16 protein-coding genes are annotated in these 16,681 nt (G+C 27.6%); 7 read left to right on the forward strand and 9 right to left on the reverse strand.

The features are described from left to right. Window positions 1–47 precede the first annotated feature (47 nt). The 7 genes from EVJ48_01850 to EVJ48_01880 all read left to right on the forward strand — a co-directional run bounded on the left by EVJ48_01850 (window position 48) and on the right by EVJ48_01880 (window position 9,837). Window positions 48–956: a hypothetical protein gene (locus EVJ48_01850; GenBank protein RZV40262.1), complete on the forward strand. Its 909-nt coding sequence runs from the start codon at window positions 48–50 to the stop codon at window positions 954–956. Window positions 957–1,442: 486 nt separating this feature from the next. Continuing rightward, window positions 1,443–1,901, forward strand: coding sequence for a hypothetical protein (locus tag EVJ48_01855; protein RZV40263.1), 459 nt, complete (start codon window positions 1,443–1,445; stop codon window positions 1,899–1,901). Window positions 1,902–1,912: 11 nt separating this feature from the next. Then, window positions 1,913–3,343: a hypothetical protein gene (locus tag EVJ48_01860; GenBank protein RZV40264.1), complete on the forward strand. Its 1,431-nt coding sequence runs from the start codon at window positions 1,913–1,915 to the stop codon at window positions 3,341–3,343. A gap of 847 nt (window positions 3,344–4,190) precedes the next feature. Beyond that, window positions 4,191–4,388 carry a hypothetical protein gene (locus EVJ48_01865; GenBank protein RZV40265.1) on the forward strand — a complete coding sequence of 66 codons (198 nt, stop codon included), beginning with the start codon at window positions 4,191–4,193 and terminating at the stop codon, window positions 4,386–4,388. After that, window positions 4,381–7,596, forward strand: a complete 3,216-nt coding sequence (locus tag EVJ48_01870; protein ID RZV40266.1) for a hypothetical protein — start codon at window positions 4,381–4,383, stop codon at window positions 7,594–7,596. Before EVJ48_01865 ends, EVJ48_01870 begins: the two co-directional genes overlap by 8 nt. Further along, window positions 7,586–7,846, forward strand: coding sequence for a hypothetical protein (locus tag EVJ48_01875; protein RZV40267.1), 261 nt, complete (start codon window positions 7,586–7,588; stop codon window positions 7,844–7,846). The genes EVJ48_01870 and EVJ48_01875 overlap by 11 nt, the downstream gene beginning before the upstream one ends. Before the next feature lie 656 nt (window positions 7,847–8,502). Further along, a complete protein-coding gene (locus EVJ48_01880) occupies window positions 8,503–9,837 on the forward strand; it encodes a DUF87 domain-containing protein (protein ID RZV40268.1) in 1,335 nt (444 codons plus the stop codon). A gap of 58 nt (window positions 9,838–9,895) precedes the next feature. Here EVJ48_01880 and EVJ48_01885 read toward each other — a convergent pair whose 3' ends face one another. From EVJ48_01885 to EVJ48_01925, 9 genes are all read right to left on the reverse strand, one after another. Next, entirely contained in the window at window positions 9,896–10,474 is a 579-nt protein-coding gene (locus EVJ48_01885; GenBank protein RZV40269.1) for a hypothetical protein, read from the reverse strand. Window positions 10,475–10,489: 15 nt separating this feature from the next. Further along, window positions 10,490–11,311: a hypothetical protein gene (locus EVJ48_01890; protein RZV40270.1), complete on the reverse strand. Its 822-nt coding sequence runs from the start codon at window positions 11,309–11,311 to the stop codon at window positions 10,490–10,492. 16 nt (window positions 11,312–11,327) lie between these two features. Continuing rightward, window positions 11,328–12,140 (reverse strand): hypothetical protein, encoded by an 813-nt coding sequence (locus tag EVJ48_01895; GenBank protein ID RZV40271.1) that lies wholly within the window; start codon window positions 12,138–12,140, stop codon window positions 11,328–11,330. 11 nt (window positions 12,141–12,151) lie between these two features. Continuing rightward, on the reverse strand, window positions 12,152–13,165 hold the full coding sequence (locus tag EVJ48_01900; GenBank protein RZV40272.1) for a hypothetical protein: 1,014 nt from the start codon (window positions 13,163–13,165) through the stop codon (window positions 12,152–12,154). Window positions 13,166–13,177: 12 nt separating this feature from the next. Beyond that, window positions 13,178–14,167, reverse strand: coding sequence for a hypothetical protein (locus EVJ48_01905; GenBank protein ID RZV40273.1), 990 nt, complete (start codon window positions 14,165–14,167; stop codon window positions 13,178–13,180). Between the two features lie 45 nt (window positions 14,168–14,212). Continuing rightward, window positions 14,213–14,491: a hypothetical protein gene (locus tag EVJ48_01910; GenBank protein RZV40274.1), complete on the reverse strand. Its 279-nt coding sequence runs from the start codon at window positions 14,489–14,491 to the stop codon at window positions 14,213–14,215. Between the two features lie 17 nt (window positions 14,492–14,508). Next, window positions 14,509–15,387, reverse strand: a complete 879-nt coding sequence (locus EVJ48_01915; protein RZV40275.1) for a hypothetical protein — start codon at window positions 15,385–15,387, stop codon at window positions 14,509–14,511. A 165-nt stretch (window positions 15,388–15,552) separates the two neighbouring features. Further along, complete coding sequence (locus EVJ48_01920; protein ID RZV40276.1) at window positions 15,553–15,807, reverse strand: hypothetical protein; 255 nt, start codon at window positions 15,805–15,807, stop codon at window positions 15,553–15,555. Window positions 15,808–16,092: 285 nt separating this feature from the next. Beyond that, window positions 16,093–16,596 carry a hypothetical protein gene (locus EVJ48_01925; GenBank protein RZV40277.1) on the reverse strand — a complete coding sequence of 168 codons (504 nt, stop codon included), beginning with the start codon at window positions 16,594–16,596 and terminating at the stop codon, window positions 16,093–16,095. Between the last annotated feature and the right edge of the window lie 85 nt (window positions 16,597–16,681).

The following is a 16,681-nucleotide window of genomic DNA, read 5'->3' on the forward strand; positions in this document are numbered from 1 at the left end:
TTTTTTGTGTTTTAATATTTCATTAAAAAATAAACGGAGGTGGAAAAATGGAAAAATCAAAAGAAATTTTATTAGAGCATTTTAAAAAAATATTTTTAAAGAAAGACGATACCGTCGCTTTCGTCTTATTAAAAAAAGATAACAAACCTTTTCAGATTTTTAAAAAAATAGGCGATATCGACGATTCATTTATCGAATTTTTAGAAAAAAACAATAATAACGGTTATAGTATTCACGGCTCAGTAAATCCGCTTTTACCAAACCCGACAAAAAGAACTAAAGATTTTTACAGCGAAAATCAGCGGAGACTATGGCTTGATTTAGATAATAAAAAAAATAATTATATATTATTAAAATTTAAACAATTTTTAATAGATTTTAATTTACCCAAGCCAAACCAGATAACCCAAAGCTCAGAAGGAAATTATCATATATATTGGGTTTTAGACAAAGAATATAATTTTGAAATATTGTCTAAGATGATGTTGAGAATGAATATTTTTTTAAAACTTGATCATACGCAAGATATAACAAGGCTTTTAAGACTGCCAGGATTTTATAGTAAAAAACCAGGCAAAAACGATTTTGTATGTTGTCCGTTTAAAAGTCTTAACAAATTACCGGTAAATATAAATTCTTTTGCTAAAATTGACAATATAAAAATACAAGCACCTAATAATGAAAATATAAAATCTAATATCATGGCTTTCTCAGACGAAAAAGGAGAGTTGTGGAATTTTAAAGTAAACTCAAAGCAGACAACCAGAGATATCTACAATATATCGACAAAAAGGTTAAAAAGCAAATCTTTATCGGAAATAGATTTATCTTTTGCCAAAATTTTAGATATAAATAATGTGTCTATGGAAATCATAAAAACATTATTGATATCTTTAGCAACCGGCAGAAAACCTAACCCCGAATATTACGCACAAAAAACGATAGAAAAACTTTAAACTCAATTTTTAAAAAAAATAACCGTTAATCCCAGCTTATTATTAACAAGTCAACGATTTTTCGCAAAATAATAAAAAACGCTATATATATTTTTTTAACGCCGCAACACCTTGATATTACTAAGTTTACCGGTATTGAGTTTGACTATTTTATTTTTTATAACTATATTTTCATTAATTAATAATAATTATTATTAATAATTTTAAAAAAAAGGGGTGAATAAAATGATTACGATAATTTTAGTAGTAATAGCAATAGTTGCTGATATAGTTTTTAACGATTCAATCTTAACGATGAGAGTTTTATCGGTTTTAGCAAATATAGCAAACGAAATATTTAAAAATATTTAAGTATTTAGCGAGCGCAAGATACAGCGCCCGCCGGCTTGCTGGCGCTTAAAACAAAAAAATTAATTTAGGAGGTATAAGGTTTATGGTTTTATAGTTTTACTATGTTTTCATTCCACGCCGTCCTCGCAGTAAAAAATGAATACAAAAGATTTAGAAAGTTTAATCAGAGAGGCATATTTACCGTTTTTAGCCGAAGAATATCCTAATAGTTATAATATAAACGAAATTTTGAGCGACAAATATATTTCTGATTATATCATAAAAAAAGCCGCGCAAGGGAAAAATAAAAATTGTAATAATTGTGATGATTTTCAAGAATTAGACAAATTTTTAAAAATGGAAGTGCATTTTTTATATAAAAATTTGCTATATCGCTTAGAAAAATACAATTTTAACGATAAAAAAATAAGAAAGAGCCGTTCAGAGAATATTCTAAAAAAGGCAATGTTGTCATTATTATGGTTTCAAAAATATTTTCATAAAGTCAGTTTTGACGATTTTATAAGCAATAATAATGGGGAAGGCTTAAGATATGCAGACATTATCGACGACGATGACAAAAGTATTTTTGCATTAAAAGATATTATCTTATAAGGGTGGAGAAAATGGAAGAATTAAACGAAGAACTAAAAAAACAATTTCAAGAATTTATTAACAAAAATAAAGCTAAGAGTTTAAATGAAATAGCTATTATCGGAGATGATAAGGAGAGAAAGGCCGAATTTGAAAATTGGTTAAAAGATTATCAATTCGAAACCGACGACCGCTATTTTTTCGCAAAAGAACTTGAGACCGAGAAATTTATAGTTTATGACAAAAATAAAAAGACCGTTTCGAGATTCGAAAATGTGGATATGATTTTATCGGTTTTAGAAAATAAATATAATCTATCACTAAAAACTGTTTTGAAATCAAAATTTGTTATATGCCGCATAATTTTTGACCCGAAACAAGAGGCTTTAATTTTCTGCAAAGAAGACGAGATAGAAAAATTTATAATTAATACATATTTTATCTCAGAAATTGAAGACGAGGCACAAGCTAAAAAAAATGTTAACGGCTTAGAACTTGAAACAGCTATTGATTATTTAGACAAAACCTGCCCGAATATTTCAGTTATTATTAACAATTTGTTTCAAAAGCCCGAAGAAAAAAAATATGTTATCAACTGGCTGGCATATATCGCGCAAACTAAAAATAAGACAAGAAATTCTATTGTCATTAAAGGCGTCCAGGGCTCAGGCAAAAACGTTTTTTTTGAAAAAATAATAACGCCGTTTTTTTCGAAAAGTCATTGCGTTGTTGTGAGCAATGAAATTTTCAACCGTTTCAATTCGCTCTTAGAAAATAAAACTTTTATAGCTTTCAATGAAATAAAACCGGACTTTAAAGAAGGCTCAAAAGTTTACGAAATTCTAAAAGAAGTTATAGCCGACGATACGTTGACAATTGAGACGAAATTTCAAAACTCAAGAAAAATTAAAAATGTTTCCAATTGTATTTTCTTTTCAAATCATTCAATACCGATTGTTATCGATATGAGCGACAGACGATATTCAATAATAAATTGTATGAACTCATTAACAGAAAAGTATAGTTTTGAAGATTTAACAAAAATTATTGAAACCGGTATCCCAAACGAAATTGTCAATTTTTGGACAACTATTTTATCTATAAAATTTAATGGGGCTTTAGCGCTTTCCGTTTTGCAAAACGAACAAAAAGAAATCATACAAAAATCGACTACCGAAATTGTAGATGTTTTTGCTCATTACATTTATAAAAAAGATTTCGATAATTTTTTTGAATTTTTAGAAAACGAAACAAACTCATTCTTCGATATTGAAATATATATAAATAGTTTAAAAACTCAAATTTCTAAAAATTTCATAAACTCTGCAACATTGTTTTCAATATATAAAGTTTTTAAAACAGACGCAACACTTATCAAATTTACAAGAAGGCTTTCGGCAATTCTAGGACAGCCATTTAAGAAAGAAATCGAGGGCATTCGCTATTACGGATGGTCAATTTAATTTAAGAGGTAAAAATATTATGGAAAACAAAACAAATATTATAGATTTTTTAAAAAGATTTTTTAGTTTCAAAAACGTTAAATTTTTAATTATAGCTTATATCTTATTTCATTTTTTGTGTTTATTATTTGTTAACGGTGAAACGATAACAATTAAATTTTCAGTTAAGAAAATATTTATGTCTAAAAAACAAATACCTGTTTTGTATATTAAAAAAGACAAAGCTAAGCAACACTATAAGCCAAAACTTAAATAATATATATATTATATATATTATATATATTAAGAATTATAAAACATTATTTATATTATAGAATGTAAAACATTTAAGAAATATAAGACATTATAGAAATATAAAACATTAAAAGTTAAATAAAATATTTTAAATATTAAAAATACATTTAAGAATTATAAAACATTATTTATAAATTATAAAACATTTATAGGATATAAAAACATTATAGAATTATAAAACATTTATAGAATGTAAAACATTTTATTTATTATTTTACAAAATATTTTAACGAAATTAAAACGAAAAATGAATACAAAATATAACTAATTTAAGGCTTACGCCTATTGATTTAGCACACACTACGCACTAAAGTGTCATTATCTTTATCATAGCCTTTTTTTCTATCATTTCCGGCAAAACATTAAAAAAAACTACCTCAAACGCAAATGATTGCGCTATGATAGGCCTAATTTACACCCCTCAAACCCGCGTAATTCCGTTTAAAATTTCTAAAAAACCCGCAACATTAAATGATAAAAGGGGTCGCAGGCTTTTTAATTGTATACTATATATAGAAACAAAACAAAAAATTGATTAAAAGGTGAACATAAAATGGCAAAAAAAATAGACACGATTAAGACGAAAAAATGTGCTGAAAGTTATCTCGATTTTTTACAAAATAAAAACTTAGAAAGCTATTTTTTGTATCAAAAAGATTACAACAAATTGAACGCAGATGAGAAATTTTTAGTAATTTTAGATATCACGGTTTTGAAAGAAATAATCAAAGACGAATCAAAAGGTGAATAAAATGTTGAGCGCAGGAAAACAATATCAAAACTACGAATATTACGCTAAAGATCCTATTTTTAGTGTCGAAGAAGGACATTTTATAGGAGGTCTTGCGGCTGAACTTGGATTCAAAGAAATGAACAAGGAAACATTCGAAAAATTACAAGCCGGACAAAACGCAAAAGGTGAACAAATCATCGAAATGGCGCAAGGGAAACACGACCCAGGAAAAGATTTTACATTTTCTTTAGACAAAGATTTGTCAATTTTTATGTTATCATCTGAACAAAATAAAGTCGCAATGCAAAACGCTCTTAATGCAGCAGTTGACAAAATAATTGATACGGCCATAAGCGAAGGTTTTTTATCGTGGAGGGAACATAAAGGAGACCAAATAATAGACCATAAAATAACCGATAAAAATCAAATTGCGGCTTATGGTTTTACTCAATCATTATCAAGAGACAACGATCCAAACGTTCACGCTCACATCGCTTTTTTTAATCAAACTAAAACAGAAAATGGAGATTTTAGGGCTATATCTTTTGACGGTCTTTTCACAAAAGGAGCGCGCGAATATTTAGATAATGTCGGTAAAAATACATTTTTAGATACGCTTCAAAAAGGAATTAATAAAGATATTTCAAGCGAACTTGAAACGAACAAAAAAACAGGAGCAATTAACTTGAAAAGCTATAGCCAGGAAGACAGAGATTATTTTTCTAAAAGAAGTCAAGAAATAGAAAAAGCGAAAATAGAATTACAAAAAGAATATCCAAATGCTAGTAAGGGCGAGATATCACAAATGGCAAATAAATTGACCAGAAATGATAAAGATTTTGATTTTAAAAAAGAAGATTTAGACAAAGAATTAGAAAAAGTCAAGGGAAAAACTAACGCTATAGAAGCTAATATCGAGCTATCAATGTCTTACAATAAAGAGAATAACTTAAGCTTTTATAAAACAAAACTTGTCTCAAGTTTGGATAATTATATGAAGGCTTTAACTCAAAAAGAAATCTATAGCAGCAAAAATTCTTTATTCACGGAAGTATTAAAAGAAAACCGTTATGCTACAATCGAAAATGTCAAACAAGTTTATGACGAATATCTTAAAAACGGTAAAATTGAAGAACGAGATTTAACTACAAAAAACGGTCAAACTATCAAAACTTTTGCTTTAACCGAAGATTTAAAAGCAGCAGAAGAAATTTACAAAATGGCGGCAAACGGAAGAGGTAATTCTTTTACCGTAGGAACTAAAGAAGAAAATGATAAAATAATTGCACAATTCGAAAAAGAAAAAGGTTTTATTTTATCTCCGCAACAAAGAGAAGCAGTTGAAAAATTTATGAACCAAAAAGACCAGTTTAATTTTACGCAAGGATTCGCCGGAGCAGGAAAAACTACAGCTTTTGAATTAACAAAAAGATTAGCTGAAAATTCTAATTTTTCTATTGTAGGTTTCGCAAATAACGGCAGCCAAGCTCAAAATTTAATGAATGAGAGCGGTATTAAAAGTCAGACTATGGCTAGTTTTATAGCCTCTGAAACAAAAAACAGACAAGGAGAAAAAGCCCTTGTAATAATTGACGAAGCGTCAATGACTGGTTTAAAAACTTACTCAGAATTTTACAAAAAATTAAATGATACTTTCGGAGCTAATAATTGGAAAACTTCTTTAACTGGCGACACAAATCAACTACAATCAATTGGCAAGGGAAGAGTTTTTAACGATAATATAGAAAATTCTGAAAATAAAACGGTTATTTCTGATATAAGAAGACAAAAAAACGAAACTTTAAAAAGTCATATATACGAATATTATGAACAATTTGAAAAAAACAAAATAGACGGCCAAGAAATGGTAAAAAGTTTCAAAGATTATATAAAAGTAGTAAAAAAAGAAGATGATATTTTAAAAGAAGCGGTTAAAACTTATATGTCTTTTAATAAAAAAGAAAGTACCGTAATTTTGGTTAGAACTAACGAAGAAAAAAATATATTAAACGCCGAAATTAGAAAAGAACTTTCGCAACAAGGAATTCTAAAAGGTAAAGATAATTTTGTCGGAACTTTAACTAAAAAAAATATTGAAGAAACCAATAAATTAAAGTCTGAAAGCTACGAAAAAGGCGATATTATAAGTTTCAGGAAAAGTGAATATAAAGAAATAAGCCGCACAGACGATAAAAACAATCTTATTTATTATAAATCTTTTGTGTATAAAAATGTTGATAAAAATGTAAAAATCGACGAAGAAAAAAATAAAGTTTTTATTAAAGATAAAAAAAGCGGTTTAATTCAATCTTATGATTTAAGAAATTATGATAAAGAATCAAAAAACGTTTCTTATTTTATCGGTAAAAATGAATCAAGACTAAATTTATCCGAAAATAGCGAAAAAACTTTAAAAATTCAAAAATATGAAGAAAACAAAATATCTCTTAAAAAAAACGATAAAGTCATATTTACAGAAAATATCAATTTAATAAATAACACAGAAAAAACTGTTAAGTATATTAAAGCTAGCGACCAAAGCTTGTTAACACAAAAAATTCTAAAAGCCGATAAAAATTTTAACAGAATTTTAGACGAAAAAAAGTTTAATAAAGAAATTGCTAAAGCGGAAAAATTAGGCGCAATAATTAACAGAGTCGAGCTTAAAAACAAAGACGGCAAATTAATAGGCGAATCGGCGAAAATAGTATATGAAGAGAAAAAAGAATTAAAAAACGGTCAATTTGCTACTTTTGTAGAAAAAAAAGGGAATATTTATAATTTTAAAGTCGGCGAAAATATTTTATCTTTAGATAAAAACAATAAAAGTAACGCCGCAGCTTTACAAAAAATAGAACATGCTTATGCCGTCACGACCGATAAGGCTCAAGGGTTAGCCTTTCTAAATGTCGTTTCCGTCGGAGCTGTAAAAAAGACGGCACAAAAAATTTTGGTTGATATTACAAGAGCTATAAAAAACCTTGTGCTTATCGTTTCTGAAAAGTCAATGGAAAAAAAAGAATTAGAAAATGGTAAACTCGGGAAAAGCGATTTAGAAAAGGCTTTTGAAAATAAACAAGAAAAAACGACTCTTAGAGAAGAAACTAAAAAGGAAATATTCGGAAATTCAAAAAATATAGATAAAACCGAAGAAAAAAAAGAAAAATTTGAAAATTCAAAAACTAAAGGTGAAGAAAATGAAAACGTTAGGGTTTATGGCAGATGATGAGCTGCACGAGAAAATAGAGGAATATTGCGGAAAAAACGATATAACAAAAGCAGACTTTTTAAAATCGGCAATATTAGAAAAATTAGGTAAAGACAAACCGGCAATAAATGATGTTTTAAGTCGTGTCTATATTATGGTTTATGCTTTAACTAAAAATTCAAATATACAAAATTTTGATAAACTTAAAGAAGAAGCAGCTAAAACTTTAAGCGCGATAGCAACAAGTTTAAGCGAGGTGGCAAAATGAAAAAAATACTTTATGAAAATTACGAACTTTTAATTTTATACTTTGTTCTAAGCATATTAATTACGTTATCAATTTATTTTGACAAAATAAAAGACGCAATAATAGACCTAAAATTAAGAATTATAATGTATTACGGTTATTTTTCTTTATCAATTTTTTTTGTGTTTATATTTTTAACGATTTATTTTTATTTTTTAAGAAAAAAGGTGAGATAAAATGCAGGAACCATCAAGACAATTAGGCTATTTCACATATATCAACAACTTTTTAACGCAAATTTACTTGAAAACGAGAGCTCTATTTTTGATAGCGCTGTCAAGTTTTTTAGGAGCTTTTGCTATCACAATTATAATTTTTATAAAGCTTTATATAAAAGTGTATAAAGGATTTTATCTTGTTTTTCATACTTTTAAATATAAAATATTTACGGGGCAAGGTTTACACTATTTAGGCGTAGTTTTTAGTATGTTTTTGCACGTTTTACTAGAAACCGGAATTGTGATTATTTTTATATCTGTTATATTTTTTTATTTTTCATATACTTTTTTGAAAAGTAAATCAGCAAAACTTTACAAAAAGAAATATGTCCGCGGCGTTGAAATAATTGAAATGAAAGAACTGATTAAAAAATTAAATAAAGAAGAATAGGGTGAATTATGAAATCTAGAATAGAAATCAAAACGGTTGACGGTATTATGAGCCTGCCGCCAAACACAGAAACTAAACATACTTTAGCGGTCGGAGCGACAGGCGCAGGAAAAACGCAATTAATCGAACAATACGTCGATAATTTAATTCAAAGAGGCGATAAAGGCGTTATACTTGACCTAAAGGGAGAATTTACCGCTAAATTTTATCGGCCTGGCGTTGATTTTATATTAAATCCTTTAGACCAGCGAAGCGTTAAATGGACAATTTCAAATGACATTAATTTTAACTTATTAAAGGCAGACGCTGAAGTTATAAGCAATTCTTTAATAAACGATTTGTCGGCTCAATCCGAAAATGAGAAATTCTTTTTACAATCGGCAAAAAATGTTTTAAGAGCGCTTATTTATTTTACTTATGCGTCTGGTTTTAAATTAAATAGCGATTTAAACAAAAAGATTTTTAGCGGATATGAAGATATTAAGTCGATGTTAGAAGCTGTTAAAGCTACAGATTCTTTGTCTGCTTTAGGCGATAAACCGAGTCCTCAATCTGACGGCGTTTTAGCGACAGCTCACGTTTGGAGCAGAGCAATAGATTTATTAAGTAATATGGACGGTGATTTTTCGATAGAAAATTGGATAAAAAACGGCGAAGGTCTTATTTTTTTAAACGCCTCACAAAAATATCAAAACATCGTAAGTCCGGTTGCCAGGTTTTTTATTGACTTTTTATTAAATATACTGTTAGGATTAGGACAAGATTTAGAAAGAAGAATTTTTATAATACTCGACGAATTTCAAAATTTATCAGCTATTCCGTCTTTGTTAACCATTTTGACTTTGGGTAGGTCTGCCGGAGCAAGCGTAATTGCCGGAACGCAAGATTTCGGTTTAATAGACCAAAAATATTCACAAAACGCTAAAACGACTTTACTTAACGCGATGAATACTTTATTTTTATTAAGAATTATCGAACCTAACACTGCGGAATATTTGTCAAAAGCTATGGGCGAAAGTGAGGTTGAGGATTATACGACCTCGTCAAGTTTATCAATGGATGAAAATTGGGACAGAATAAACATTCAATCGAATCGGAGAAATGAAAGACTTGTTATGCCTATTGATTTGTCAAGTTTAGGAGATTTAGAGTTTTATTTTAAAAATAAAAAATATATGGCGAAATCAAAACTTAAATTAACTATAAGGAAAAACAAACAACCTGCGTTTTTACCTATTTCTCAAGAAATAAGCGTAAATAAAGAGCAAGAAACAATACCGGCCGACTCATCTGAACAAAAAACAGAACAAAAAACACAAGAAAATGAAAAAACTTTATTTTAATTTATTTTAATGTTAGTTTAAAGCAGATATTAAAAAAGCCGCTATAAGCGGCTTTTTGTTATTTTAATTTTTTTATTTTACTTACCCTGGGCATAGCAAGACCAATTGTTTTACCTTTTTTGTTAGATATTGCAGCGAAAGTATCATCAGTGGCTAAAGCCAACACATAAGTTTTATAAGGGGAAAATAACATTTTTTCGTGTATTATAATCATTTTTTTGGATGAATAATGAATATAAAACTTAATTTCTGCTTTATTATTACAATAACCAATCATTTTTATATTATACATTACGCCTCCAGATAACATAGGTAATAAAGTACTTGTTACACTAAAAGAACTTTTATAACCGTTTAATTCTTTACCTTTAAAAATAATTTGAATGGGTGTATTATTTTGTGAATAACACCACGCAGCAGGTAATAAAAAATCTTTTGTTACTGCAAAATCAATTTTTATTTTTGGAACTGTAAAAAATAATTGATTTATGACATAATTTTCTAGATGGATTTGTTTATTGATAGTGGAATACGTCCCTTGATAATATATTGATGTATAATGTTTTGCTGCAAATGCCGTTTTGTAAATATTAAATACTAAAAATATTGCGATAAAACTTAATATAATTTTTTTCATGATTATTCACCTTATTTATTTATTGATTTTTATAAAATGTTTAACGAATAAGCTGACTAATTCGTTAAAATCCTTTAAATTTCCTGACGAAACCATATCGGTTAAACCCTTAATTGTTGGGAATACTTTTTTACCTGGCGGCGTAATATATGAAATAAACGACGGTGTTAAATTCATTGTAGATATATTTGAATAACCGTTTTGTTTTAACATAAACACAAGCTGATTTTGTAGTTGTGTCGAAAACAGAGATTGGGTGACCATAAAACTGTCGCCACTTATCGGATTGCCAGCCACTATGAAAGAGCCACAGGCATAAGTTGCATAATTGTTTTCTATATGATAATCACAATGGTATTCAAAATCATTATGGTTTAAGCAATAATTATTTAAAATTTTAAGGGCTTTAAACTTATTTTTACTAACATTTTCTCTAGCTAAAATTAGCGATTTAAGATATAAAGCAGATTTTAAAGCCTCTTTATATCTTTGTAAATTTTGTGTTTGATGTGTATCAATATAATAATTAATTTTTTTTATTTCTGTGTTTACGTAGTTTAAAGCTATAGATATCATAAAAGCTCTATAATTTATCCAAGCAAGTAATTGATAAGTTTTATATCGTAAGGCTCTGTTTCCACCGGTTATAATATACTTTTTAAATGCAGGTAAAAGATTAGTTTTAAGACCTACACTTTTTACAAAATAATGATTGGTGGAGAAAAAAGTAACGTGTGGATAAGGTCTATTACTAGTTTTAATACTATATTGAAACGCTTGAGCAGCCATCGGTATTAATAATACCGCTAAAATTAAACTTAAAATTAATTTTTTCATGATTGCACCTTTTTATTTATTTATCTTTTTCTAATATATTTAGCAATTCTCTTTGATATTTTGTATTCTTTCGTTTAAGAATACTACCTAAATATGAAAAAACACCAAAAATTTGTTGGCGTAAAACTTGCAAAGCTGTTGGCGAAGAAGTTTGTTTTGTTCCAGAAAGATATTTTGTTCCATCACCTTCAGTAAAAGTTTTGTATTTAAAACGAACTGGATATCTCGATAAACAAGTTATGTTTGGATTTATATTTTTATCAGTTAGCAAAACTAAAGCAGTTCTATATTCTGTTTTAACTACAGCCGTATACAAAGCCGTTTCATAATGTTGCCCTTGACTATTTATATTATTATATATATTATTTAACGTTAATAATCTTTTGACAAAATTGGCGAGAGCTCTTCCATGATAGACCATAGACACTGGAATAAAATTATCTATTGGACCACTATAAAATCCTTGATATCTATAAAAATAAATTTTACATATCGGCTGTTCTGTTTTTTGTTTTACTATTTTATTATTTTTAAACAAATATTGATAATATATACATCCTTCACCTGGTTTTTGGTATTTTCCGCCTTTTACAAAATTCATTTGTCTGATTAAAAACATAATAGAAGGACTGCCCCTATAATTTCTTAAAAGTTCTCTTAAATCGTGCATTGAAAAATGTTTATGCTTTGTAAATACTAGATAAGATAAAACTTTTAATTCTCCAGATAAAACAGGTTTTGAGACTATTTTGTTAACGGAGACCGCATTGGCTGAAACCGTAAAACCTAAAATTAAAATTAATGCTACAAAAATACTTATTTTTTTCATGATTATTCACCTTATTTATTGATTTTTATAAAATGTTTAACGAACAAATTAACCAATTCGTTAAAATCTTTTAAATTTCCTGTTGCAACCATATTGGTTAGTCCCTGGATTGTATTTAATACATATCTATCGAATGGTTTTTCATTTTCTATTATATTAGAAAACTTTGGTTTATATGGTTCTGTAATATATGATACAAACGCAGTTGTGAGATTCATTGTTGAAGCATTTGAAAAACCGTTTTGTTTTAACATAAACACAAGCTGGTTTTGCAATTGTGTTGAAAATAGAGTTTTGGTAATTATAAAATCATCAGGAGCATTGAAAGGAACAGTCAGCATAAAAGAACCGCTCGTATAAATGGTATATCCCATACCATTATTAGTATAGGTTGTATCATTATAACCAACTGAACAGTTATTATGTCTTAAACAATAATTATTCATAATATTAATTGCCTTATATCTATTGTTGCCTAATAATTCTTTTTCTTTTGCTATTGCTAATAACACTTTCCCCCTTTTTGCCGCTAATATTTTTTGTTCATCTAATTTTGCTAATGAAAATAATGGCGAATATTTAACATAATAATTGTGAAATTTTTTATTATCTTTTATAAGTTTCATAAAATAAGAGAACATATTTAGAGTATAAGACAATCCATAAGAAGTTGCTTTATTTGTTATTTTTAAATTGGGAACAACATTTTCAAAAAAGTTTTGTATTTCGGCTTTTTTTACCCAAAAAAAGGAACCATTAGGATAAAAATAATTATACATATACGAAGCCAAAATTTCCTCATATTTTATTGGATATTCTCTGTTTGGATGTTCCAACATTTTTTTTGCCATACTATAAGAAAGTTTATGTTTTACTGACAAACAACCCCCTGTGTAATACTTAGTCGTGTAATGATGTTTACTAAGTATCGGAAATTGTATAGGTTTATAATGATAAGAAGCAAAAGATTGACTTGCAAAACCTAAAATTAAAATTAATGCTATTAAAATACTTATTTTTTTCATGATTATTCACCTTTATTTATTTATTTTTATAAAATGTTTAACGAATAAGCTGACTAATTCGTTAAAATCCTTTAAATTACCTGACGAAACCATATCGGTCAAACCCTGAATTCTAGATAATACTTCTTTGCCTGGCGGCGTAATATATGATACAAATGAAGTTGTAAGGTTCATTGTTGATGCGTTTGAATAACCGTTTTGTTTTAACATAAACACAAGCTGGTTTTGCAATTGTGTTGAAAATAGAGATTGTGTAATCATAAAATTGTTGCCACTTGTCGGATCACCAGAGACCACAAAAGACCCATAATAATAAGTATAATATCCATTTTGATCGTGTTTATAGCCCTTAACTTCACAACCATTATGTCTTGAACAATAATTATTTATAATAGCAATTGCTTTATATCTATTATTACCTAATTTCGCTTTAAATTTTTGTTCATCTAATTTATTTTTTCTTATTAAATATTCAATAGTTTTTTCTACTTTAATAACTGGTAAATGTTTTATTATTGAAGGTTGTAAAGCAACAGATTCTTTAATATATTTTAAACCTTGTCTATATTTTTTTTCGCGTGCTAATTTTATACCTTTAAAATAAATAGAAATAGCTTTTTGTCTCGCTAAAATTTTTGATTTAAGATATAAAGCTTTTTTTAAAAAATATTTTGCTTTTGCCGAATTATTTATTTTTTTAATATCTGTATTAATATAATATAAAGCAGCTTTTGTCATATAAGATTTATAATTTATAAAAGCAAGCATTTGTAAAGCTTTATATTGTAAAATTTTGTTATTACTATTTCTAGCGTCTGCTTTTATAATAGGTAAAATGTTAATATTAATGCCTGCTCCCTTGACCATATAACCATTTGTAGAGAAAAACACAACATGAGGATAAGGTTTATTGTTAATCTTAGCCTTATATTGAAACGCTTGAGCAGTTATCGGTATCAATAATACCGATAAAACTAATAAACTTAAAATTATTTTTTTCATTTTTAATTACCTCTAATTTTAGCAAGGTTAGCTTGCTATAATATACTAAAATTTTGAAAGCTGAGCAAGTTTTTTATTAATATTTTGCGTTGAAATTTTCTTTTGTATTTGCTCATTTAATTGCTTTTGTCTTTTTTCGGCTCTTTTCTTATATACTTTTTTACCGGTAAATTGATAATTAAACTCATTCCAATCCCTAGAAAAAGCAATACTTTGCTTTTTGACAATAGCGTGTTGTTTATGTTGTTGATTTTCTATATAAAAAAATATCAAGATTAAAACCGGAATAAACAATAATAATATTTTGAACCATGAACTTTTCATAATTTGCCACCTCTATTCTATAATAGACCGCTTGTTAACATATCCGAGGCAATATCGTTTTTAATGCCATCGACCCAATTAACGGCTCTATCCCTTGTAGTATTTGAACTATAATCGCTATTTTTTCCGTATCCGATAGTAATTATATCGTTTTGACCGGCAAAATCAGCCTGAGGATTAAACCAGTCTAAACCGCCCCATGATAATTTAGGTGACCCCTCAAGCGATAAGAAAACGCCGCCGCATTTAATATTTTTGCCGTATAAAACGCAGCTATGACTTTTTATTTCTCTTTTAATTTCTTTAAAAGAACTTTTTAACCTTTTATTTTGGTGCATAATTGCGGCTAGCAAAGAGGCTTCCGTATAAGCATAAAAAGCGTTTACCGATATATTATCGACGGAACCGCCAATATTGTTATTTAAATCGTCAAAAGTTTGAGCTATAATTAATCCATAAGTTGCGGCACATATCATATAGTTTTTAACTTTTCTTTGATTTAATATTTTTGTTTTCATTCCTAGTTCCTGCGAATTATTCATATATTGTAAAGCGTAGGTATCTATTACCTGAACACCTGAATAATCTTTTCTGACTCCAGTCACAAAAGAGCTTAAAGTTTTAGGATTTGTAACTAAACCGCATTTTTCAAAAAAAGGAACTGTTTGCTCTAATCTTGACAAATAAGGTAAATAAAGAGAATATATAGCTAAAGTTTTTGTAAATTCTGCTTTATTTGTCATAGCCCTTTTTTGGTCTAAAGCTTGTTTTTCGGCAACTGATAAATCGGAATTTGCGGAAACCCCTACCGACATCGCAAACGCTCTGCTATCTATTATTGCTAACAAAAATAAAACAACAAAACTTGATATAATTAATATTTTTTTTATCATCATTTTTTTACCTATTATATTATTAATGCTAAAATAATCAAAAATGCTGACGAAGCCATAATTACCCAACCATCACACGATATTGAAAATCTTGAATAATTAGAATAATTATAAGGTGCAATCAATGAATTAAATATATGTGAATAATTATAAGGCGTAATCAATGAATTAAATATATGCATTATCATTATTTACCTCTTGACGATTGCCAGCCTTTAATTTTTTAACAAAATCAATGTAAGATTTTTTACTTATTTTTTTATCTTTAATTGACTTTTGTAAGATTTCTATTTGTTTTTTTATAGATATTTTTTTGTCAATCATTAACTTTATTTCGTCTTGAAAAGATTCCAGAAAATTTTCATTTGACGTTAAAATATCTATCTCTTTTTTAATCTTTTCTTTTACTTTTTTGATATTCATTATTGTTCACCTTTTAATCAATTTTTTGTTTTGTTTCTATATATAGTATACAATTAAAAAGCCTGCGACCCCTTTTATCATTTAATGTTGCGGGTTTTTTAGAAATTTTAAACGGAATTACGCGGGTTTGAGGGGTGTAAATTAGGCCTATCATAGCGCAATCATTTGCGTTTGAGGTAGTTTTTTTTAATGTTTTGCCGGAAATGATAGAAAAAAAGGCTATGATAAAGATAATGACACTTTAGTGCGTAGTGTGTGCAAATTCAATAGGCGTAAGCCTTATTTTTAATAAACAGCGCTTAAACTTTTTAAAAAATCTTTATAATCAACTTTTCTATCATCTAATAAATTTAGTATTTCGATTTTGTTAACAATTTTTGCCATATTAAATATTCTAGTCTCAATTTCTTGAAAAATATTTTGTTCTAAATCGGCTCTTAAGATTTCGTAAAAACCTCCAAGAATGTTATAACAATCAAGCTGAAATACTAAATCTTTATTGTCAAAATTATATGTTATAAAGCTGTTATCCAAAGTCTGTAAAATTTTAACAGGTTCTGTTTTAAGCAGTCTAAAATTTATTATTGATTCTTCTACTTTTTCTAAAATATTTTTAAATAAATATTCAGATTCAATTGTAAAACCTTGAGCAACCTTTTTTTCTTGTTGTTCCGATAAAAATTTCATAAAAATTAATGTTAATAAACAATTTTTTTCGCAGGGCTCGTCAAAATTAATTTCGCTTTTTACTTCTTTTAAAATTTTTAAAATAGCTTTTTTATTTTTCATTTTTTCCACCTCAATATAAAGTTTTTTAATGAAATATTAATACACAAAAAAAATAAGTCAAATTAAAAACCTATAAACTCAACAA

The organism is Candidatus Acidulodesulfobacterium acidiphilum (assembly GCA_008534395.1).
Lineage (GTDB): Bacteria > SZUA-79 > SZUA-79 > Acidulodesulfobacterales > Acidulodesulfobacteraceae > Acidulodesulfobacterium_A > Acidulodesulfobacterium_A acidiphilum.